Source organism: Flavobacterium sp. FG19, assembly GCF_057809475.1.
In genome coordinates, this window is the sequence record NZ_JBMDKA010000012.1 from 173,165 (window position 1) to 193,954 (window position 20,790).

Genomic DNA, 20,790 nt, shown 5'->3' on the forward strand with positions numbered 1-20,790 from the left:
TATATTGCTTTTCTAAACCTGACGGGTTTTAAAAACCCGTCAGGTTTAACGTAAAGTCCTAATTAGTTTTTCAACTCTTCCAAACTTTCTTTTAAAGCTTTTACAAACGTATCAATATCAGCTTTTTTCACTGTAAGCGGCGGTAAAATTCTTAATAGATTTTTATTGTTGGCGCTTCCTGTAAAAATGTGTTTTTCGATGATTAATTTCTTTCTTAAAGCAGCTACATCAAAATCAAACTCAACTCCAAGCATTAATCCTTTTCCTTTTACTTGTTTGATTCCAGGAACTTCTTTGATTTTTTCTAAGAAATATTCATAAACTTCGTTTACATTTTTTTGTAAATCTAATTTTTCAATTACATCTAAAACTGCAATTCCTGCTGCACAAGACAAGTGGCTTCCGCCGAAAGTAGTTCCTAATAATCCGAAACTTGCTTCGAATTTTGGAGAAATTAAAATTGCTCCAACAGGGAAACCGTTCCCCATTCCTTTTGCAACTGAAATAATATCAGCGTTGATTCCGTGATGTTGGAAAGCGAAGAATTTCCCGCTTCTTCCATATCCAGACTGTACTTCATCTAAAATTAAAACAACATCATGTTTTTTACATGCTTTTTCTAAAGCCTGGAAAAACTCAGTTGTTCCTTGGTCTAAACCTCCAACTCCCTGAATTCCTTCGATAATTACTGCTGTAACATCGCCTTTAGCCAATTCAGCTTCAACTAATTCGATTTGATTTAGCGGTAAAAACGTTACTTCCTGCTGTGCATTTATTGGTGCAACGATTTTTTTGTTGTCAGTAACCGCAACGGCCGCAGAAGTTCTTCCGTGGAAAGAATTATGAAAAGCCACCACTCTTGATTTTCCGTTATGGAAAGAAGCTAATTTTAAAGCATTTTCGTTTGCTTCAGCTCCAGAACTGCATAAAAACAATTCGTAATCTTCAAGACCAGAAAGTTTTCCTAATTTCTGAGCCAATTCTACCTGTAAAGGATTCTGAATGGCATTTGAATAAAATCCTAAATGATCTATTTGATTCTTCAATTTTGCTACATAATCCGGCTGTGTGTGTCCGATAGAAATCACACCATGTCCGCTGTATAAATCTAAATATTCTACTCCTTTGTCATCAATAATTGTACAATCTACTGCTTTTACTGGAGTTATGTCGTATAATGGGTAAACGTTGAATAAGTTCATTTCTTTTTGTTTGTTTTGTTTCAGGCTTCAGGTTTCAAGTTAACTTGCAACGTGAAACTTTAACCTTGAAACTAGTTTATATTTCTTTGTATCTATTTCAAGTCACGGACAGAACGTGAAACCTGAAACTTTAAACTTGAAACTAAAAAATTAAAATCCGCTTGGTTTCAAATGTAAACCTGTGGTTTCTTCCAAACCGAACATTAAATTCATGTTTTGAATGGCTTGTCCCGAAGCACCTTTGGTTAAGTTATCTATAATTGATGTTATGAGAACCCGGTTTCCTTTTTTCAATAAACTAATAATACATTTGTTCGTTTGCACCACTTGTTTCATGTTGATGTTGGTTGTGGTAACGGTTACGAAAGGCTCGTTTTTATAGAACTCTTCGTATTTTGCTGCTAATTGTTCCAAACTATCATCGCAAACTGTATATAAAGTTGCAAAAATTCCTCTTGGAAAATCTCCTCTGTTCGGAATAAAAAGCAATTCGCTGTCAAAATCGTCCTGCAACTGAACCAAGCTTTCTGAAATTTCACCTAAATGCTGGTGTTCAAAAGCTTTATAATGCGACATATTGTTGTTTCTCCAACTGAAATGAGAAGTTTCTGAAAGGCTTACTCCTGCTCCAGTACTTCCTGTTGTAGCGTTAATATGTACATCATTATTCAACAAATTATGTTTTGCTAAAGGCAGTAAAGCCAACTGAATAGCCGTTGCAAAACAACCCGGATTGGCAATATAATTTGTCTTTTTGATTTCGGCTTTATTGATTTCAGGCAAACCGTAAACAAAATCTTTTCCTTCGAAATGTGCATCTTTATTCAATCTGAAATCATTTCCTAAATCGATGATTTTAGTATGACTTGCAAACTGATTTTCTTTCAAAAATGAAATCGATTTTCCGTGACCTAAACACAAGAAAACAACATTCACATTTGGATTGATTTCGGCTGTGAAATTCATTTCGATATCGCCCATTAAATCGTGGTGCGCTACAGAAAGAGGTTTTCCGGCATTTGTTGTACTGTAAACAAAATCGATGTTTACATTGGGATGATACATTAAAATTCTGATGAGTTCTCCGGCCGTGTAGCCCGAACCACCAATAATTCCGACATTAATCATGGTCTAATTTGTTTACAGATGAGAATATGTTTTGTGCATTTCCTAAAATCTTGATAAATCCTTTTGCATCGTCTGATGTCCAGGCATTGTTCATTTCTCCGTATTGACCGAAACCTGTATTCATTAAATCATTTTCAGATTCGATTCCGTCAAGTGAGAAATGATATGGTTTTAATGAAACCGTAACTGTTCCATTTACTGTTTTTTGAGTGTCTTGCAAGAACGTTTCAATGTTTCTCATTACAGGATCTAAGAACTGTCCTTCGTGGAATAACATTCCGTACCAGTTTCCTAATTGTTCTTTCCAATATTGCTGCCATTTTCCAAGAGTGTGTTTCTCTAATAAATGGTGCGCTTTGATGATAATTAATGGAGCAGCAGCTTCAAAACCAACTCTTCCCTTAATTCCAATAATGGTATCTCCAACGTGAATATCTCTACCAATTGCGTAAGCACTTGCCAATTTTTCAAGAGCAACAATATTATTTGAAGGTTTATCCGTTTTTCCGTTTAAACCAACTAATTCTCCTTGCTCAAAGTGAAGGATAACCTTCTCTTCTCCTTCTTTTTGCAATTGTGATGGATATGCTTCGCTTGGCAATGGCTGGCTAGAAGTTAAAGTTTCTTTTCCTCCAACACTTGTTCCCCAAAGTCCTTTATTGATAGAATATTGTGCTTTTTCCCAAGAGTAGTGAACTCCGTTTTGAGCCAAATAATCAACTTCTTCTTGTCTTGATAATTTTAAATCTCTAATTGGTGTAATAATTTCGATTTCCGGAGCAATAGTCTGGAAAATCAAATCGAAACGAATTTGGTCGTTTCCTGCACCTGTACTTCCGTGAGCGATTGCAGTAGCTCCTACTTTTTTTGCGTATTTTATAGCTTCAATGGCCTGAAAAACACGTTCAGCACTTACAGATAATGGGTATGTATTGTTTTTTAATACGTTTCCGAAAATCAGGTATTTTATAGCTTTATCGTAATATTTGTCTAAAATGGTCAAGTTAGCATGCTGAGCACTTCCTAACTCGTAAGCTCTTTTTTCGATTGCTGTTAATTCTTCTGCACTAAATCCTCCTGTATCAACAAGAACGGTATGAACTTCATAACCTTTTTCATTTTTTAAATATTTCAAACAATACGAGGTATCTAATCCTCCGCTATAAGCTAATACTACTTTTTTCATTTTTTATAATTTAGGCTAATACTTTCGTATGTAGCAGTTTGAGATTTCTTTTTGATTAAATTTTGAATAAAAAAACAAATGACAATATTTTGTTTAAGAATAAAGCCTGTTTGATTTTTTTAAGTCTGCTTAAAACAGCCTCGTTAAAAGGATGTCTTGGCGGTGTTTTTTGTTTTTCTTTTGGGTCGTATAACATTCCGGTACAAAGACACATTTTGTTTTGTTTGCTTTGCAGAATTTCAAAATTGGTACAGGTTTTACAGCCTGCCCAAAAGCTTGGATCGGTTGTTAATTCTGAGAAAGGAACTGGTTTATAACCTAGTTCAGAGTTAATTTTCATAACCGCTAAACCAGTTGTAATTCCGAATATCTTAGCGTCCGGATATCTTTTTAAAGAATAGTCAAAAACTTTTGATTTGATTTTTTTTGCCAAACCTAAACTTCTGTAATCAGGATGTACAATTAATCCTGAATGCGCCACGAATTTTCCGTGTTCCCAGCTTTCGATATAACAAAAACCTGCAAATTTCCCGTCTGCCAGAGCAATCATTGCATCACCATTCGACATTTTTTTCTGAATATACTCAGGAGTTCTTTTAGCAATCCCCGTACCTCTTAACAAGGCAGATGATTCTATCGTATCGCAAATTTCCTGTGCGAATTTGAAGTGTTCTTCCTGGGTAACAACAATAGAGATCTTCATTTCAATAATTGAAGTTTAGTGTTAAAAATTAAAACATGTTGTTTAGTTTGAAATCCGGAACTGAATCCAATAAAATTAAGCAAAATAGAAGTAACATTCTCTAAATCAAAAACTTGATCAGAAAAACCTATAAAATAATATATACTTTTTGGATGTGTTTGCCCTAAGGACAAAGTATGTGATTTCAAAATGAAAAAGGGATATGAATAAATATTCGGCTAAAAACTCTGTTAATACTATATAAATAGCATCCGCACTTCGGGAGAAGTACCAGGTGAGTTTGTCCGTGACAAAGAAGTTGTATGTAAACTTATTTTATTCATTGGTGCAAAAGTACACTATTTTTTTATTTACAAAACAAAAAATACAAAATCTAACATTTTTTTAATGTAATGTTGTTTTTTTTTGAATACACTAAGATACTAAGCTGCTAAAGTTCTAAGACTTAAAAATCCGCTTAGCAAATCTGAGACCTGAAAAATTACAACCAAAAGAAAACCCGATGATAAAGATACCATCGGGTTTTTAAATATTATTAGTTTTTTGTATTAGTTCTTAGTAAACGGAATTACCTGTCCGTTACCTAAAACAATCATGTCAAAACTGGTTTTAGCTTCATTAAACTTGAATTTTAAACCAGCTCCTCTTGACTCGAATGTGTCTTTTTCATTTTCCACCGGTTTTACAGAGAACTTAGGAAAATCTGTAATTTCAACATACAGTGTACTGTTTTTCTCTGTGATTTCAATTTTAAGAGGCGCTTTTGAGGTTGAAAACATTCCAACATAAGGATCTAAAATTAAATCTTTTTCTATCTTTCCTTTTGCTGCAGTCCAGATGTTGTTTGACTCATTATTGTCCGGGAAAACATGATCAGGATCTAAAGTTATACTTTCGATTTCTTCTGTAGAATTATGTTTAAAAGACCAGCTGTTGTTACGCTGCCAGATTTCTACCGGAAGATTTACCCTGCTGACTTTTCCGCTTTTTGTTTTAACATCCAAAACAATCGGCATTGGCATTTTATCAAAGTTTTCAACGGTAATCACTGCTCCTTTTGCAGGATCATTTTTTACGTATTTAATTGAATTAACTCCCTGATCAAATCGCCAGTTATTTACAAACCAGCTTCTCCAGAACCAGCTTAAATCTTCTCCGGCCACATTTTCCATAGATCTGAAAAAATCATCAGGCTGCGGGTGTTTGTAAGCCCAGCGATTAATATAGGTTCTGAAAGCATTATCAAAACGCTCTTTTCCTAAAATCTGCTCTCTTAAAATTACCAGACCGGCACTTGGTTTAAAATAACACAACATACCAATATTAGCTTCTTTCATGTTATCAGGAGAACTCATAATAGTTTCTAAATCCGGTCTTGTAAAGGGCTCGGCCTGTTCATGCAAATCTGTAGCCGGCTCTTTGTATTCGCCATTATTAAAGGCTGCAGTACTTAATGAATTGATAAAAGTATTAAACCCTTCGTCCATCCATCCAAATAATCTTTCGTTTGAACCTACAATCATCGGGAACCAGATGTGTCCAAATTCATGATCTGTAACACCCCATAAATCAGCTCCTTTAGATTTCCATCCGCAGAAAACGATTCCCGGATATTCCATTCCTCCCTCATTTCCTGCTACGTTTGTAGCTGCCGGGTAAGGATATTCAAACCATTGTTTTGAATAATGCTCGATCGATGCTTTTACATATTCTGTAGAGCGTCCGTAACCGTCACGACCGTCGCTTTCAACCGGATAAGCAGATAAAGCTAAAGACTTTTTACCACTTGGAAGGTTAATTTTTGCTCCGTCTAAAATAAAAGCCGATGACGATGCCCATGAGAAATCACGTGCATTTTTAATTTTGTAATGCCATGTTTTTTCAGTTCCTGCATTTGCATTGGCTGTTGCCGCAACTTCAGAAGCAGTACGAATCATAACTGTTTTATCGCTGTTCGATGCGTCTTTGTATCTTTTTAACTGCTCAGCAGAAAATACTTCCTGCCCATTTATCAATTCTCCGGAAGCAACTACATAATGATTTCCGGGAACGGTCAATTTTACATCAAAATCGCCATATTCTAAATAAAACTCAGAAGCACCTAAATAAGGCGCTGTATTCCATCCTCTCACATCATCATACACACACATACGCGGGTACCATTGTGCGATTGTAAAGATTTTTCCGTTTTTTGTTTCTAAAACTCCCATTCTGTCTGATCCTTCGAATGGTGCTATGAATGAAAATTCAATTTTAACTTTTACAGAACCACCTTTTGCAGCCAGTTCCTGAGGAAGGAAAATCTGCATTCTCGTATCTGTAACCATATATTTGGCTTCAACTTCTGTTTTGTTTTTTCCACCAGAAATTACTTTTACCGATTTGATTTTGTTACCACCGTCAAAAACCTGTCCCTGTGCTCCGTTACGGCTCCCGGTTAATGGTACGACAGCATTCCCTCTCGAATCCTCTTTAAACAAGTTTTGATCTAAGTTCAGCCATAAAAATCCTAATTTATCAGGACTGTTATTGGTATACGTAATTTCATCTGTACCTACAATCTCATTTGTAGTACCGTTTAATCTTGCTGTGATTTGATAATCGGCTCTGTTCTGCCAGTACTCTACTCCCGGCTGACCGCTTGCCGTACGTGTAGATGTTCCGTTTTTGGTATAAAAATGCGGACCAAAGGCATCGTGATAATTGTAGTTGTTCACTGGATTTTGTGCAGTCGCAGGCGGAGTCTGCTGCGCCCACGCTGAAGAAATCCCAAAAAATAAAGCCGCGGTTAGAATGGCTTTTGCAGATTGCTTTTTCATATTTTTTAGCTGTTTATGTAGCAAATTAATGAAAAAAAAAGCTATTCACAGAGAAATATTTAAGACTAAATTTGATTTTAGCAAAATTTTATCAAAAAAATAATTCAGGGCATTTTCTAAAAAAAACAAAATTTATAAAATATCTTTACGTCTGAGTAAAAAACTAATCTTCTTACAATTCTATTATTTTGAACACAACAATATCAAATTCAACACTTAAAGCTTCTATCAAACATGCCGGAGCAGAATTATTTTCTTTAAAAGATAACCAGAATAAAGAATATATCTGGGAAGGAAATCCGGATTTTTGGGGTAAACACTCTCCTGTTTTGTTTCCAATTGTAGGAACTTTAAAAAACAACACTTATACAGTTAACAAGAAAGAATATCAATTGTCCCGACATGGCTTCGCAAGAGACATGGAATTTAAATTGATTGAAAAAACAGAAAACAGCGCTGTTTTTTCATTGGAATCAAATGAAGAAACTCTTAAAAAATACCCTTTCGGGTTTGAATTGCAGCTTATTTACACACTCGAAAATACTTCTTTAAAAATAGAATATATTGTCATTAATAAAGGCGATACTAAAATGCCTTTTTCTATTGGAGCACATCCGGCGATTGCACTTCCGGAAAATTTTGAAAGCTATTCCTTTAAGTTTGAAAGAGAGGAATCTCTGCGATTTAACTTATTGGAAAATGATCTGATTTCTAATAAAACAGAAACTTTAAAAACTACAGAAAACATAATTCCTCTAACTTATAAGCTTTTTGAGAATGATGCTTTGGTTTTTAAAACACTAGAATCCAATTCACTTCTCATCCTGGAAAATAAAAAACCTTATGTTCAGGTAGATTTTGAAGATTTTCCTAGTTTAGGAATCTGGACAAAAGAACAGGCTCCGTTTGTTTGCATTGAGCCCTGGTTTGGTTATTCTGACACTGCGGATAATTCCGGAAATTTATTTGAGAAAGAAGGAATTATAATTTTAGAGGCAGATCAAACATTTCATTCTCAATTTAGTATTAAAATAGTATAAAATGTTAGAGTTTAATTTTCATCCATTTCCAATAATTGAGACAGAACGTTTAGTATTGAGAAGAATGTCAAACGATGATGTCAATGAAGTTTTTGAATTGCGTTCGAATGCAGAGACAATGAAATATATCCCACGTCCTCTGGCTAAAAACCATGACGATGCGTTAACTCACATTTCAACAATTAACACCAATATTGACAATAATATTGGTATAAACTGGGCAATTACTTTAAAAGACAATCCGAAACTTTTAGGAATAATTGGTTTTTACAGAATGCAGCCTGAAAATTACCGTGCTGAAATTGGCTATATGCTTCTACCTGAATTTCATGGAAAAGGAATTATTCCAGAAGCAGTAAAACGATTAATCACATATGGTTTTAAAGAGCTGAAACTTCACTCTATTGAGGCTGTGATTGATCCTGAAAACTATGGTTCGGAAAAAGTCCTGCAAAAATGCGGTTTTGTGAAAGAGGCACATTTTAAAGAATCTGATTTTTATGAAGGACGCTTTCTTGACAAAGTAATTTACTCACTTTTAAACAAATAAGTTTTTAAACTGACATTGATAAAAAAATAAGTCTACAAAACAATTATTTTAGTAATAGTAAAGCTTTCGTTGCGTTATATTTGTACCGAAAACAAATTATTCTCTGCGATCTAAAAATACCATGAAAAAATTATTCGCCCTAATTGTTCTTTTTTTATCAATTCAATTACAAAGCCAGACTTTTATAAAATTTAACGGTGCTACTGCATTGGTTGGAATTCCAAATATTGGAGTTGAAACCAGTATAGGAGAAAAAACTACTTTTAGTTTTGATGTTATGGCTTCTTTCTGGAAATCATTTAACGGAAATAACCCTATGGAATTCTATACTTTTACTCCTGAGGTTCGTTATCATTTTAAGGAAAAATATAATGGTTTTTATGTTGGAGGACATATAGGTCCTGATTTCTATCAGTTACAAAAATGGAATTACTGGGACACTAACAAATACGAACACGGTTTTGGATACCGAATGGGAGTTACAATAGGTTATAATATAAAACTAAACGATAAATTTTTACTTGACATTTTTGCCGGCGGCGGATGGCATCAGGGATTTTATCATGGTTACTATAACGACGGGACACCCGGAAGATACGAAAGTTCACCAAACTGGAACAAAAGCGGAGAATGGCTTCCGTATCGCGGAGGTGTTATGATCTCCTACAAACTAAACTAAAATCATACTAGTTTTGGTAATGTCTTTATATAAAGTTCTTCTACTTTCTTTCTTGCCCATTCTGTTTTTCTTAAGAAAGTAAGACTCGATTTAACGCTGGGATTTGATTTGAAACACTTTACAGGAATCAATTCCCCCAAAGTATCAAAACCATAATAATCTACAAGGGTTTCCACAATTTTTTGAAGCGTGACCCCATGAAGAGGGTCTTTAGATTTATTTTCCATAACTGCACATTTTAATACATACTAAAAGACCGTACTTAAAAAGCACGGTCTTTTTTTGCAAAATTAACGAATTGACCTAAAACAATTCCCTAAAATTTAGAATATGAATTTAAACCCAAAAGAAAGCGGTGAAGTTAAGTTTGGATTACTTCCTGCCAGAGCTGTGTTATAAAATGGGTCTACATTTGCAACATGTGCCAATCCAAAATTTGTAACCGTCGTTTTTTCTCCATTTTTAGGCTCCAGCGTGGTAGAAGTAAAATTAGCTAAATCGTAAGAGAACTCCACAGAGAAATTTTTGGTTATAAAATAATCAAAACCTCCCGATACTGATAAACCTACCTGATTAACTTTCAACTCGCTTTCCTTTTCTTTTCCGGTAATAACTGGTATCGCTGCCTGTCCAAAAAAGTACAGTGATCCGGCTACATTCCAATATTTTCTTGCCAAAGGCTGAATAACAATTAAATCTGTTTTTGCTGCAGTTCCCGCAGCAGATTCGGCTTTGATATTAATATACCCCACTCCGGCTCCAATAGCAACAGACGGGGTAATAAATGTACCTACAATAGGAAGTACAGATAAACTGGTGTTTTTATCATCGGCAGTTTTTGTCTGCTGATAACCGAATTGTGAAGTAGCAAACCATGCTCCTTTTAGTCCCTGAGCTGAATCCTGGGCTTTAGCGGTTAAGCCCATTAGTACAATAGTGACTAATGATACAATTTTTCTCATTATAAATTTGTTTTTGAATTATGAGGCAAACTTAGGCGGAAGCATTTTTCTCAAGGATGATTAAAATCATAGATTAGAAAAAATCTTTAATTATATTTGAGCACTTTAAGTTTCTACAATTTTCTTACTTTTGCAACATGTTAAAATCAGTCAATATACTTAATAAGAGAGCTCGTTTTGATTACGAGATCATCGATACTTATACCGCCGGAATAGTTCTGGCCGGAACCGAAATCAAATCAATACGATTAGGGAAAGCGAATATCACAGAAAGTTTTTGTGAATTCAACAACCTTGAACTTTTTGCTATCAATACCTATATCGAGGAATACTCGTTCGGAAATCAGTTTAATCACAAATCCAGAAGCGAACGTAAATTACTTTTAAATAAAAGAGAACTAAAAACACTTCACAGAAGTGTTCAGGCCAAAGGACTTACCATAATTCCGTTAAAACTTTTTACCAATGAAAAAGGTCTCGCAAAACTTCAGATTGGCCTTTGTAAAGGAAAGAAAAACTACGACAAACGTGAATCTCTGAAAGAACAGGATACCAAACGTGATCTTGACCGGATTAAAAAAGCTTACAATTAAAGGGCATTAATCCAGAATAAAAAGCTGTTTATCAGAATTTTATAGTTATTTTTACTACAAATAATATAACTGTAAAATATGAAAAAGTACTATATTCTTTTAATTGTAATTATGGCTCTTTCAGGCTGTGGCAGTAATACTACTATTGTTAACAGCTGGAGAGATCCCAAGATAACGGTAGCACAGGAACACTTTAAAAAGGTATTAGTAGTTGCCCTGGTTAAAGACGAAGCCTCCAGAAGGGTTGCCGAAAACAGAATCGCTGCCAGTAATTCCATTTTTAAAACTTCTTATCAATATTTAAACGAAACCACCAAACAACTCACTCAGGAACAAAAACTCAAAATACTGCAGGATGAAAATTTTGATGGTGTTGTTACCATGCGTCTGGTAAGTACAGAAAAAGAGACTACGTATGTTCCGGGATCTTATACCGGAATGTATTATGGCGGTTTCGATGGTCTGTATTCCGGAATGTATGGTTATGGCTTTGGAAACTGGTATGGTATGTACTCGCCTGCATTTTACGATCCGGGATATTATCAGGAAACCACTTATTATATGGTTGAAACCAATATTTTCTCTTTAAAAGAAAACAAACTAATCTGGACCGGAACTACAAAATCAGATTATGTTACAGATTTAGGACAAACCGTTGATGCTATCATGCAGGCAGTAGTAAAAGAAATGAGAAAAGACGGTTCCCTGCCTCCTAAATAGCTTTTTAAGGATCTAAAATTGTTAAATTATTTTTCAGAACAATAAAAATGACTAAATTTGTCAAGACATTTTAAATCATTGTAAAATAAAAAAAATGAAAGCACTAATCAAAAATGCAAGAGAGAAAAAAGGGCTAAAAACCCGTGAAGTGGCGCAATTACTTGGTATTGATCAGGCTTTAATCAGCAAATTTGAATCCGGGGCACGCAAACCCACAAAAGAACAAATTACAAAACTAGCACAGCTTTTAGAGATCGATTACGAAACCTTAATGATTGCCTGGCTAAAGGAAAAGATTTTATATGAAATTGGCGATGATGAGTTTGCCTTAAAAGCTTTAATGGTTGCCGAACAGGAAATCAAATACAATAAAACAGCTTCAAAAATAAAAATCTCTCCTACTTTAGAAAATCTTCTTAAAGAGATCGATGAGTTAAAAGCAAAATTAGATACATACAGGCAGTTTGACAGTTACAGAGTTACTCAGGCACTGGAGCTCGAATATACTTTTGAAAGCAATCGAATTGAAGGAAACACGATGACCCTGCGTGAAACCGATATGGTTATTAACGAAGGACTTACTATTTCGGGCAAAAGTATGAGAGAACATCTTGAAGCCATAAACCATCAGGAGGCAATTGGTTTTATTAAAGATTTAATGCAGCGAAATATATCGTTAAATGAACGTGATCTTTTGAGTATTCATAATTTAATTCTCAGAGGTATAATCCCTGAAGATGCAGGACGTTATCGAAAAGTACAGGTTATGATAAAAGGAAGCAGTCATATGCCGCCGCAGCCTTATATGGTTGCCAAAGAAATGGAAGATTATTTTATATGGTATGAAACCAATAAAAACAAACTCCATCCTGTTGTTCTGGCTGCCGAAATGCACGAAAGACTGGTCACAATTCATCCTTTTATAGACGGCAACGGCAGAACCTCACGTTTAGTCATGAATTTGATTTTACTTCAAAAAGGATATATTATCGCTAATATTAAAGGCGATTATGAAAACCGCATGCAGTATTACCAGACACTCGAAACGGCTCAGACTAAAAACAGTAAAGAAGATTTTCTTCTCTTCATTGCTCAGATAGAAAAAGAAAATCTGGAACGTTATATTAATATTATTGCCCAATAAAAAAGCCCGTAAACCGGGCTTTTTTATTAGTTTTTATCTTCTAACAAGGGAACAAATCGAAACTCTCCAAATTCATGTTTTTCAAACTGGGTTTCATTCTTCCTGATTAATAATGTCATAATCTGAACATCTTCTCCAAGCGGAATAACGAGTCTGCCTCCTATTTTCAACTGCGCCATTAAAGGCTGTGGAATAAACGGCGCACCTGCTGTAACTATAATACTATCAAAAGGTGCAAAATTAGGCAGGCCTTTATAACCGTCTCCAAAAGTAACATGTTTCGGACGAATATTTAATTTTGGAAACAAATTCGACGTTGTCTTAAATAATTCGTTCTGTCTCTCAACTGTATAAACTTTTGCTCCCAAAGCAAACAGAACTGCCGTTTGATAACCGGAACCTGTTCCAATTTCCAAAACTTTATGATCTTTCTTTACTTCAAGCAATTGCGACTGAAATGCCACGGTATAGGGCTGAGAAATAGTTTGTCCAGCTCCAATTGGAAAAGCTTTATCCTGATAAGCAAAATCTTCAAAACTGGAGTTTAAAAAAAGGTGTCTCGGGATTTTTTTTATCGCATCCAAAACTGCTCTGTCAGTAATTCCCTTTTGTTCTAAAGTGCTTACTAATTGATTACGAAGTCCTTGATGTTTGGCAGTATCTTTCAAAGTGGGTAGGTTTTATTTTCGCAAAAATAAGAAAGAAAACAGGATTTCAAATATTGATTTTTAAATAATAAAAATGTAAAGTCGAAAGTTGAAAGCTATCATTCATCAGACTCAACATAGTGAAAGCTCTTTGTGTCTAAATTTTGCGTCATTCGACTTCGGTTAGAGCAAGAAGTTACAAGAAGAAAGAAAGAGGCAATCAACAACAAACAACCAATAGCAAACGACCAACGACCAACAACTAACAGCCAACAACTCACAATTAGCTAAATTCATTTTCACTTTCGACAAATAAATTATATTTTTGTTTAAAATACATTCTCATGTTAAAAGTAGGAGTTTTAGGTGCTGGTCATCTTGGTAAAATACATTTACGCTTATTACAACAATCTGACAAATACGAATTAGTTGGATTTTACGACGAAAATCAGGAAAATGCCGAAAAAATCTCAAAAGAATTTGGCTATAAAAATTTCAGCACAATTGCAAAACTTATTCACGCTGTCGACGTGATTGACATTGTTACTCCTACACTTTCGCACTACAAATGTGCAAAAGTTGCCATCAAATCAGGAAAACACATCTTTATCGAAAAACCAATTGCCAATACGGTTGACGAAGCTGAAGAAATTATTGCTTTAGCAAATGAACACAACGTAAAAGGACAAGTGGGTCACGTAGAACGCTTTAACCCTGCTTTTATCGCTACAAAAGAAATGATCGAAAACCCGATGTTTATAGAAACACATCGTTTGGCAGAATTTAATCCGCGTGGTACAGATGTTCCTGTTGTTCTGGATTTAATGATTCATGATATTGACGCTATTTTAAGTGTTGTAAAATCTAAAGTAAAAAATATCAATGCCAGTGGTGTTTCGGTTATCAGCGAAACGCCGGATATTGCGAATGCCAGAATCGAATTCGAAAATGGCTGTGTAGCCAATTTAACGGCAAGCAGAATATCCCTGAAAAATATGCGCAAATCCCGTTTTTTTCAAAAAGATGCCTATATTTCAGTTGACTTTTTAGAGAAAAAATGTGAAGTAGTCCGTATGAAAGATGCCCCTGAAGTTCCGGGAGATTTCGATATGATTTTGCAGAATGCTGAAGGAGTAAAAAAACAAATTTATTTCACCAATCCTGATGTAGAACAAAATAATGCCATCTTAGATGAGTTAAATTCGTTTGCAGATGCCATTAACAACGATACAACTCCTGTTGTAACACTTGAACAGGCCACAGATGCGTTACGTGTGGCGTATCAAATTATTGAGTGTTTCGATAAATAATTAGAAAAAAAATCAAAATAATTAGCCACGAATTCACGAATTAATTGGTGATTTCGTGGCTAAATCATAAAAAAATATCTAGTAAAAAAATGAAAACAATAGCTGTAATTGGAGCAGGAACAATGGGTAACGGTATCGCGCATACTTTTGCTCAAAGCGGATTTACCGTAAAATTAATCGACGTTTCAGAAAAATCATTAGATAAAGGAATGGCAACTATTGCGGGAAATTTAGAGCGCATGCTTGCAAAAGGAACCATTACTCAGGAAGATGTTGCCAAAACAATCACTAATATTATTACCTATACCGATATCAAAGACGGAGTGGTTGGTGTGGATCTTGTTGTAGAAGCAGCAACAGAAAATGTTGAACTAAAATTGAACATCTTCAAACAATTAAATGAATATTGCTCTCATAATACGATTTTAGCAACCAACACTTCTTCAATCTCAATTACGCAAATAGGAGCTGTTGTAGCACATCCTGAACGTGTTATCGGAATGCATTTTATGAATCCGGTGCCAATTATGAAATTGGTGGAAATCATTCGCGGCTACAATACCAGCGATGAAGTAACGAAAATCATCATGGATTTATCTGAAAAATTAGGTAAAGTTCCCGTAGAAGTAAACGATTATCCAGGTTTCGTAGCAAACCGAATTTTAATGCCTATGCTAAACGAGGCAATCGAAACGTTATACAATGGTGTTGCCGGAGTTTACGAAATTGACACGGTAATGAAATTAGGAATGGGACATCCAATGGGACCATTGCAATTAGCAGATTTTATTGGACTTGACGTTTGTCTTGCTATTTTAAATGTAATGTACGACGGATTCAAAAATCCTAAATATGCTCCTTGCCCACTTTTAGTAAATATGGTAAGAGCTGGAAAACTGGGAGTAAAATCTGGCGAAGGATTCTATGATTACAGTGAAAGCAAAAAGGCTGAGAAAATTTCGAAGCAGTTTTTATAAAAAAGAAATATCATGTCGATTCAATCGAATTTAAATACAATCAAATCCACTTTACCTGAACATGTAACTCTGGTTGCCGTTTCAAAAACAAAACCTGTCTCCGATTTAGAACAGGCTTATGAAGCTGGTCAGCGTATTTTTGGAGAAAACAAAATTCAGGAAATGACTGAAAAATGGGAACAAATGCCAAAAGACATTCAATGGCATATGATTGGTCATGTTCAGTCCAATAAAGTCAAATTTATGGCGCCTTATGTGAGTTTGATTCACGGCGTTGATAGTTTGAAATTATTACAGGAAATCAACAAACAAGCTTTAAAAAATAACAGAATTATAGATTGTCTTCTTCAGGTTTATATTGCCGAAGAAGAATCTAAATTTGGTTTAGACGAAAACGAATTAAATGAACTTTTAACTTCTGTGGAGTTCAAAGAGTTGAAAAATATTCGTATCTTAGGTTTAATGGGAATGGCGACTTTCACCGAAGACCAAAACCAGATTAAAAAAGAATTTACCCATTTAAAATCGATTTTTGACTCATTAAAAAATATTGACGGATATGGTAAAGACGCACTACAGTGCGTCTCTACAATTTCGATGGGAATGTCCGGAGATTATCAATTAGCGATAGAATGCGGAAGCACAATGGTAAGAATTGGAAGCAGCATTTTTGGAGGAAGATAATTTCAAAACAAAGACTGTAAAAACATACAATCGTACGCTTTCTACGGCAAACTGAATACTAAAAACTGAACACTGAATACTTAATTTGTACGCAATACTTGACATAGAAACCACAGGAGGACAATTTAATGAAGAAGGAATTACCGAAATCGCCATCTATAAATTTGACGGACATGAAGTAGTTGATCAATTCATAAGTCTTGTCAATCCCGAAATTCCGATTCAGCCTTTTGTAGTGAAGCTGACCGGAATCAACAATGCTATGCTGCGTTCTGCACCAAAGTTTTACGAAGTAGCCAAACGCATCATCGAAATTACAGCCGATTGTGTAATAGTAGCCCATAATGCTTCTTTTGATTACAGAATTCTTCGAACCGAATTCAGACGTTTAGGTTACGACTTCGAAGCCAAAACACTTTGCACAGTAGAATTAGCAAAAAAACTAATTCCTGAACAGCCTTCTTATAGCTTAGGGAAACTAGTACGTGCACTTGGAATTCCAATGGCAGACCGGCATCGTGCCAGCGGAGATGCAATGGCAACAACAAAACTCTTTAAAATGCTTTTGGAAAAAGACATTGAAAAGACTATTGTAAAAGATTTTATAAAACTCGAAGTCGAAAAAGGAATTGCTCCTAAATTTCTGGACATTTTAGGCCAAATGCCTTCTAAAACTGGTGTTTATTATATCTATAATGAAAGCGGCTCCTTAATTTACATCGGCAAAAGCCAAAACATCAAAAAAAGAATCAATCAGCATTTTACGGGAATTACTAACAAAAGCAAAAAAATTCAGGCTGAAGTTTTTACCATAACCTGCGATGAGACCGGAAGTGAACTGATCGCTCTTCTAAAAGAAAGCGAAGAAATAAAAGTAAACAGACCTCGATACAATCGGGCCCAGCGTAAAACTATTTTTCAGTATGCTTTGTATTCTGAGAAAGATTCAGATGGTTACATCAATTTAAAACTGGAAAAAGCAGACGGGCGTAAAAAAGAAATCACTTCATACGCTTCTTTACAGGAAGGTAAAAATGCTCTTTTTAAAATTACCGCAAAATACCATTTGTGCCAAAAACTAACTGGTTTATACCAAACCAAAAAAGAGTGTTTTCAATACAAAATAAAAGAATGTGACGGTGCCTGTATTGGCGAAGTCACTCCGGAAGTTTACAATACCAGAGTACAGCAGTTTATTACCGAAAATAGTTTTGAAAACAAAAGCATGGTACTGATCGACAGAGGCAGAAATGTGAACGAACGCAGTGCAATCCTGATTGAAAACGGTATTTACAAAGGGTATGCCTATTATGATCTTAATTATCAGATTACCAATATTGATATCCTTAAAAATATTCTGGTACCGATGCAGCACAACCGCGATGTAAAGAATATCATTCAGAGTTACATCCGTAAAAGCAAATCATTAAAAATACTTCATTTTTAACAAATCGAAACTTTCATTATCTTTAAGGATATGAAAAAAACAAAATCACAATACGAAATCTTTCGGGAAAAGGTCAAAATCGTGCTGTATGGCACCAATACCATTTTAGGACGAATGTTCGATTTAGTATTGCTGGGATTAATTCTGCTAAGTGTTCTTTTGATAATGCTTGATACCGTAGAAGGAATCAGTTCCAGGTATCATCAACAATTACTCATCTGTGAATGGATAATTACCGTATTTTTCACTATCGAATATATATTGAGAATTATCTCTATTCAGAAACCCGTCAGATACATCTTCAGCTTTTACGGAATCATCGATTTACTTGCTGTTTTACCCATGTATTTGTCTATCTTTTTTCCTGGTGCGAGCATTTTATCAATTGTAAGAGCGCTGCGTTTTCTACGATTATTCAAAATTCTGCACATTCCGCAAATCAATCATCAGTCCCTGCAATTAAAAGAAGCCATAGAAGCCAGTAAAGAAAAAATTCTGGTTTTCATCTACTTTGTTTTAATCAGTACGGTAATTATTGGCACAATTATGTATCTGGTTGAAGGCCGGGAATCAGGTTTTACCAGTATTCCAATGGGAATTTACTGGACAATAGTCACCTTAACAACTGTTGGTTACGGTGACATTTCTCCACATACCCCGCTTGGACAATTCATCGCCGCTTGCGTAATGATTTTAGGTTACGGAATCATCGCAGTTCCAACCGGAATTGTAACCGCTGAATTTGCTAAAAGCAGCTTAAGAAACAACTCTGTAAGTGGCAAAAAAACATGTAGAAAATGCCAGTCACAGGTTCACTTTGATAATGCTAAATATTGTTACGAATGCGGGACCGAACTGCCAAATAATTAATTTTAGAAGCTAATCCAGCTGTACATTCCAACTCCTCCTTATATTTGTATTTTTTTAAGGCATAAAAGGAGCTTCTCCCGAAGCGTCGGGAGTCGCTCTTTTACACCAAAAAAAATGTAACAAATATAAGTCCGGGGTTTCCATTTCCATCCGGGCTAAAAACTATGAAATACCTAATTACCATTGTCGGACCAACAGCTATAGGCAAAACGGCCTTAAGTATAGCTTTGGCACAACATTTTAAATGTGAAATCGTTTCGTGCGACAGCCGTCAGTTTTTCAAAGAAATGACCATCGGAACCGCAGTTCCAAGTCACGAAGAACTCAATTCAGCTCAACATCATTTTATTCAAAATAAATCTATTTTCAAAAATTACACCGTTGGCGATTACGAAAAAGAAGCTTTAGCCAAAATCGAAGAATTATTTCAAAACAATGATTTTGTAATTCTTATTGGCGGTTCAGGATTATATGTAGATGCTATTTTAAAAGGCTTCGACGAATTCCCGGAAATAGATCCAAAAGTTCGTTCTGAAGTAAATTCAAATTACGAAAAACTTGGAATTGAATTTCTTCAGGAACAATTAAAAAACCTGGATCCCGATTATTATCAAAAAATAACAAGTGAAAATCCGCAGACTTTACAAAACCCACAGCGAATGATGCGTTTTGTAGAAGTTTGCATTGGATCACGAAAACCATATTCTTCTTTCTTAAATCTGAAGAAAAACAATCGAAACTTCACTCCTGTTTTAATTGGCTTAGATGCCGACAGAGAAATTATTTACAGCCGAATCAACCAACGTGTTGATATCATGATAAAAGAAGGATTATTAAAAGAAGCTGAGTCACTTTATCCTAACAAAGCGTTAAATGCATTACAAACCGTCGGTTATAGAGAATTATTTAGTTATTTTGACGGAGAATTCACGCTGCCTTTTGCTGTTGAAGAAATCAAAAAGAACACAAGACGATTCTCCAAAAGACAATTAACGTGGTTTAAACGAAACGAAAACACCAAATGGTTCGATTACGCAACAGATAGAAAAGAAATCATAAATTATATAGAAAATCTTCTAAAATAAAAATCTTTTTTCTTTCATCCTGACTCTATTTTCCCAAGGAAAAATTTAAAATCAACAATCTAAAATCTAAAATCAAGAATGCCAATATCTCCAAATTTCACATCAGTTTTAAGCAAAGACTGGGAAATTAATTTCACACAATGCACGCCAACCGGATTTTTAAAATATACCGATTTGTGTAATATTTTACAATTAACCGCTGCCGCACATTCAGAAGTTGGAGGCATTAGTTTTACTGATATGCAGGAATTTGATCAGGCCTGGGTTTTAAGCCGAATGCGTGTTGAAATTACAGCTTTACCCAAATGGCAGGATGTGGTAACCGTAAAAACATGGATTAACAGTTTGGAAAATTCACGTTCTGTACGTGCTTTAGAAATGTACGTAAACGGAAAAAAGATTGTCGGAAGCGAAACCTATTGGGCCGTTTTTAATACCAAAGCGCGCCGCCCAGAAGCTTTAGCACTTCCTTATGAACATTTTGAATTATTCCCTGAAAACAGAGCCACAGAAGAAGGCTTTTCAAAAATCAATATCAATCACGAAAAAGAAGCCGTTTTTGAAAAAACAGTTTATTTATCTGATTTAGACATTGTAAATCACGTAAACAACGTAAAATATCTGGAATGGTGCCTGGATCATGTTGATCCCAAAAGAATCATAAAACAAGAAGTCAAAAGCTTCGAAATGAATTTCATGAAAGAGCTTTCACTTCAGGACAATGTCATTATCCACGAAAGTGAAGACGACGATCATACAACGGCAACATTCAGCATTACAAAAGGCGAAAAAACCTGTTTTGCTTTGGAATTGCATTGGAAATAAATTTTCTTTAATCTTACAATCTGCCCACAATATTGCCATTTCGACGAAGGAGAAATCTCCACAGGTAACTCCGCAGCGAGAATCAAATCTTTGTCGAGCTTCTCGCTAAGATTTCTCCTTCGTCGAAATGACATAAAATGTGTATATTAAAAAAACGATGCAAAATGAACTGCCCCCAAAAAGTTAGACACTATTTGAGGGCATTTTTATGGAAAGAAA

At 35.1% G+C, this 20,790-nt stretch carries 21 protein-coding genes; 13 read left to right on the plus strand and 8 right to left on the minus strand.

Annotation, left to right across the window (positions count from 1 at the left end; genetic code table 11):
- Positions 1-62 precede the first annotated feature (62 nt).
- The 5 genes from ACODST_RS13750 to ACODST_RS13770 form a co-directional block, all read right to left on the minus strand.
- Positions 63-1,202 carry an aspartate aminotransferase family protein gene (locus ACODST_RS13750; protein WP_488932685.1) on the minus strand — a complete coding sequence of 380 codons (1,140 nt, stop codon included), beginning with the start codon at positions 1,200-1,202 and terminating at the stop codon, positions 63-65.
- A 150-nt stretch (positions 1,203-1,352) separates the two neighbouring features.
- Positions 1,353-2,330: an N-acetyl-gamma-glutamyl-phosphate reductase gene (gene argC, locus ACODST_RS13755; RefSeq protein ID WP_488932686.1), complete on the minus strand. Its 978-nt coding sequence runs from the start codon at positions 2,328-2,330 to the stop codon at positions 1,353-1,355.
- Positions 2,323-3,516, minus strand: coding sequence for an argininosuccinate synthase (locus tag ACODST_RS13760; RefSeq protein ID WP_488932687.1), 1,194 nt, complete (start codon positions 3,514-3,516; stop codon positions 2,323-2,325). The genes argC and ACODST_RS13760 overlap by 8 nt, the downstream gene beginning before the upstream one ends.
- 55 nt (positions 3,517-3,571) lie before the next feature.
- Complete coding sequence (locus ACODST_RS13765) at positions 3,572-4,219, minus strand: GNAT family N-acetyltransferase (RefSeq protein WP_488932688.1); 648 nt, start codon at positions 4,217-4,219, stop codon at positions 3,572-3,574.
- A 548-nt stretch (positions 4,220-4,767) separates the two neighbouring features.
- Positions 4,768-7,038, minus strand: a complete 2,271-nt coding sequence (locus tag ACODST_RS13770; protein ID WP_488932689.1) for a M1 family metallopeptidase — start codon at positions 7,036-7,038, stop codon at positions 4,768-4,770.
- Between the two features lie 188 nt (positions 7,039-7,226).
- Between ACODST_RS13770 and ACODST_RS13775 the strand changes: the two genes are divergently transcribed.
- From ACODST_RS13775 to ACODST_RS13785, 3 genes are all read left to right on the plus strand, one after another.
- The gene (locus tag ACODST_RS13775; protein WP_488932690.1) at positions 7,227-8,078 is read left to right on the plus strand and encodes an aldose 1-epimerase family protein; all 852 of its coding nucleotides are present in this window, start codon (positions 7,227-7,229) and stop codon (positions 8,076-8,078) included.
- Between the two features lies 1 nt (position 8,079).
- A complete protein-coding gene (locus tag ACODST_RS13780; protein WP_488932691.1) occupies positions 8,080-8,628 on the plus strand; it encodes a GNAT family N-acetyltransferase in 549 nt (182 codons plus the stop codon).
- A 121-nt stretch (positions 8,629-8,749) separates the two neighbouring features.
- The gene (locus ACODST_RS13785) at positions 8,750-9,307 is read left to right on the plus strand and encodes a DUF3575 domain-containing protein (protein ID WP_488932692.1); all 558 of its coding nucleotides are present in this window, start codon (positions 8,750-8,752) and stop codon (positions 9,305-9,307) included.
- A 2-nt stretch (positions 9,308-9,309) separates the two neighbouring features.
- On the opposite strand, the gene ACODST_RS13790 is transcribed toward ACODST_RS13785, so the two are convergent.
- On the minus strand, positions 9,310-9,534 hold the full coding sequence (locus tag ACODST_RS13790; protein ID WP_488932693.1) for a VF530 family protein: 225 nt from the start codon (positions 9,532-9,534) through the stop codon (positions 9,310-9,312).
- 96 nt (positions 9,535-9,630) lie between these two features.
- Positions 9,631-10,269, minus strand: coding sequence for an outer membrane beta-barrel protein (locus ACODST_RS13795; protein ID WP_488932694.1), 639 nt, complete (start codon positions 10,267-10,269; stop codon positions 9,631-9,633).
- Positions 10,270-10,406: 137 nt separating this feature from the next.
- Here ACODST_RS13795 and smpB point away from each other — a divergent pair, with 137 nt between their 5' ends.
- From smpB to ACODST_RS13810, 3 genes are all read left to right on the plus strand, one after another.
- Entirely contained in the window at positions 10,407-10,862 is a 456-nt protein-coding gene (gene smpB / locus ACODST_RS13800) for an SsrA-binding protein SmpB (RefSeq protein ID WP_488932695.1), read from the plus strand.
- A gap of 78 nt (positions 10,863-10,940) precedes the next feature.
- Positions 10,941-11,582 (plus strand): hypothetical protein, encoded by a 642-nt coding sequence (locus tag ACODST_RS13805; protein ID WP_488932696.1) that lies wholly within the window; start codon positions 10,941-10,943, stop codon positions 11,580-11,582.
- Between the two features lie 94 nt (positions 11,583-11,676).
- Positions 11,677-12,726, plus strand: coding sequence for a Fic family protein (locus ACODST_RS13810; protein WP_488932697.1), 1,050 nt, complete (start codon positions 11,677-11,679; stop codon positions 12,724-12,726).
- A gap of 26 nt (positions 12,727-12,752) precedes the next feature.
- Here ACODST_RS13810 and ACODST_RS13815 read toward each other — a convergent pair whose 3' ends face one another.
- Positions 12,753-13,394: a protein-L-isoaspartate(D-aspartate) O-methyltransferase gene (locus tag ACODST_RS13815; protein WP_488932698.1), complete on the minus strand. Its 642-nt coding sequence runs from the start codon at positions 13,392-13,394 to the stop codon at positions 12,753-12,755.
- A gap of 323 nt (positions 13,395-13,717) precedes the next feature.
- Here ACODST_RS13815 and ACODST_RS13820 point away from each other — a divergent pair, with 323 nt between their 5' ends.
- The 7 genes from ACODST_RS13820 to ACODST_RS13850 all read left to right on the plus strand — a co-directional run bounded on the left by ACODST_RS13820 (position 13,718) and on the right by ACODST_RS13850 (position 20,571).
- Positions 13,718-14,683, plus strand: a complete 966-nt coding sequence (locus tag ACODST_RS13820) for a Gfo/Idh/MocA family protein (RefSeq protein ID WP_488932699.1) — start codon at positions 13,718-13,720, stop codon at positions 14,681-14,683.
- An 89-nt stretch (positions 14,684-14,772) separates the two neighbouring features.
- Entirely contained in the window at positions 14,773-15,660 is an 888-nt protein-coding gene (locus ACODST_RS13825) for a 3-hydroxyacyl-CoA dehydrogenase family protein (RefSeq protein ID WP_488932700.1), read from the plus strand.
- 12 nt (positions 15,661-15,672) lie between these two features.
- Positions 15,673-16,344: a YggS family pyridoxal phosphate-dependent enzyme gene (locus ACODST_RS13830; RefSeq protein WP_488932701.1), complete on the plus strand. Its 672-nt coding sequence runs from the start codon at positions 15,673-15,675 to the stop codon at positions 16,342-16,344.
- 85 nt (positions 16,345-16,429) lie between these two features.
- A complete protein-coding gene (locus ACODST_RS13835; RefSeq protein ID WP_488932702.1) occupies positions 16,430-17,791 on the plus strand; it encodes an exonuclease domain-containing protein in 1,362 nt (453 codons plus the stop codon).
- A gap of 30 nt (positions 17,792-17,821) precedes the next feature.
- Positions 17,822-18,661 (plus strand): ion transporter, encoded by an 840-nt coding sequence (locus ACODST_RS13840; protein WP_488932703.1) that lies wholly within the window; start codon positions 17,822-17,824, stop codon positions 18,659-18,661.
- 164 nt (positions 18,662-18,825) lie between these two features.
- Complete coding sequence (miaA, locus tag ACODST_RS13845; RefSeq protein WP_488932704.1) at positions 18,826-19,746, plus strand: tRNA (adenosine(37)-N6)-dimethylallyltransferase MiaA; 921 nt, start codon at positions 18,826-18,828, stop codon at positions 19,744-19,746.
- Positions 19,747-19,824: 78 nt separating this feature from the next.
- Positions 19,825-20,571: an acyl-[acyl-carrier-protein] thioesterase gene (locus ACODST_RS13850; RefSeq protein ID WP_488932705.1), complete on the plus strand. Its 747-nt coding sequence runs from the start codon at positions 19,825-19,827 to the stop codon at positions 20,569-20,571.
- Positions 20,572-20,790: the final 219 nt, after the last annotated feature.

Excerpts from the sequence above, each read along its gene's own strand:
- ACODST_RS13750 (WP_488932685.1), bottom strand. The coding sequence starts at position 1,202 with ATGAACTTATTCAACGTTTACCCATTATACGACATAACTCCAGTAAAA.
- argC (WP_488932686.1), bottom strand. The coding sequence starts at position 2,330 with ATGATTAATGTCGGAATTATTGGTGGTTCGGGCTACACGGCCGGAGAA.
- ACODST_RS13760 (WP_488932687.1), bottom strand. The coding sequence starts at position 3,516 with ATGAAAAAAGTAGTATTAGCTTATAGCGGAGGATTAGATACCTCGTAT.
- ACODST_RS13765 (WP_488932688.1), bottom strand. The coding sequence starts at position 4,219 with ATGAAGATCTCTATTGTTGTTACCCAGGAAGAACACTTCAAATTCGCA.
- ACODST_RS13770 (WP_488932689.1), bottom strand. The coding sequence starts at position 7,038 with ATGAAAAAGCAATCTGCAAAAGCCATTCTAACCGCGGCTTTATTTTTT.
- ACODST_RS13780 (WP_488932691.1), top strand. The coding sequence starts at position 8,080 with ATGTTAGAGTTTAATTTTCATCCATTTCCAATAATTGAGACAGAACGT.
- ACODST_RS13785 (WP_488932692.1), top strand. The coding sequence starts at position 8,750 with ATGAAAAAATTATTCGCCCTAATTGTTCTTTTTTTATCAATTCAATTA.
- ACODST_RS13790 (WP_488932693.1), bottom strand. The coding sequence starts at position 9,534 with ATGGAAAATAAATCTAAAGACCCTCTTCATGGGGTCACGCTTCAAAAA.
- ACODST_RS13795 (WP_488932694.1), bottom strand. The coding sequence starts at position 10,269 with ATGAGAAAAATTGTATCATTAGTCACTATTGTACTAATGGGCTTAACC.
- smpB (WP_488932695.1), top strand. The coding sequence starts at position 10,407 with ATGTTAAAATCAGTCAATATACTTAATAAGAGAGCTCGTTTTGATTAC.
- ACODST_RS13805 (WP_488932696.1), top strand. The coding sequence starts at position 10,941 with ATGAAAAAGTACTATATTCTTTTAATTGTAATTATGGCTCTTTCAGGC.
- ACODST_RS13810 (WP_488932697.1), top strand. The coding sequence starts at position 11,677 with ATGAAAGCACTAATCAAAAATGCAAGAGAGAAAAAAGGGCTAAAAACC.
- ACODST_RS13820 (WP_488932699.1), top strand. The coding sequence starts at position 13,718 with ATGTTAAAAGTAGGAGTTTTAGGTGCTGGTCATCTTGGTAAAATACAT.
- ACODST_RS13825 (WP_488932700.1), top strand. The coding sequence starts at position 14,773 with ATGAAAACAATAGCTGTAATTGGAGCAGGAACAATGGGTAACGGTATC.
- ACODST_RS13830 (WP_488932701.1), top strand. The coding sequence starts at position 15,673 with ATGTCGATTCAATCGAATTTAAATACAATCAAATCCACTTTACCTGAA.
- ACODST_RS13840 (WP_488932703.1), top strand. The coding sequence starts at position 17,822 with ATGAAAAAAACAAAATCACAATACGAAATCTTTCGGGAAAAGGTCAAA.
- miaA (WP_488932704.1), top strand. The coding sequence starts at position 18,826 with ATGAAATACCTAATTACCATTGTCGGACCAACAGCTATAGGCAAAACG.
- ACODST_RS13850 (WP_488932705.1), top strand. The coding sequence starts at position 19,825 with ATGCCAATATCTCCAAATTTCACATCAGTTTTAAGCAAAGACTGGGAA.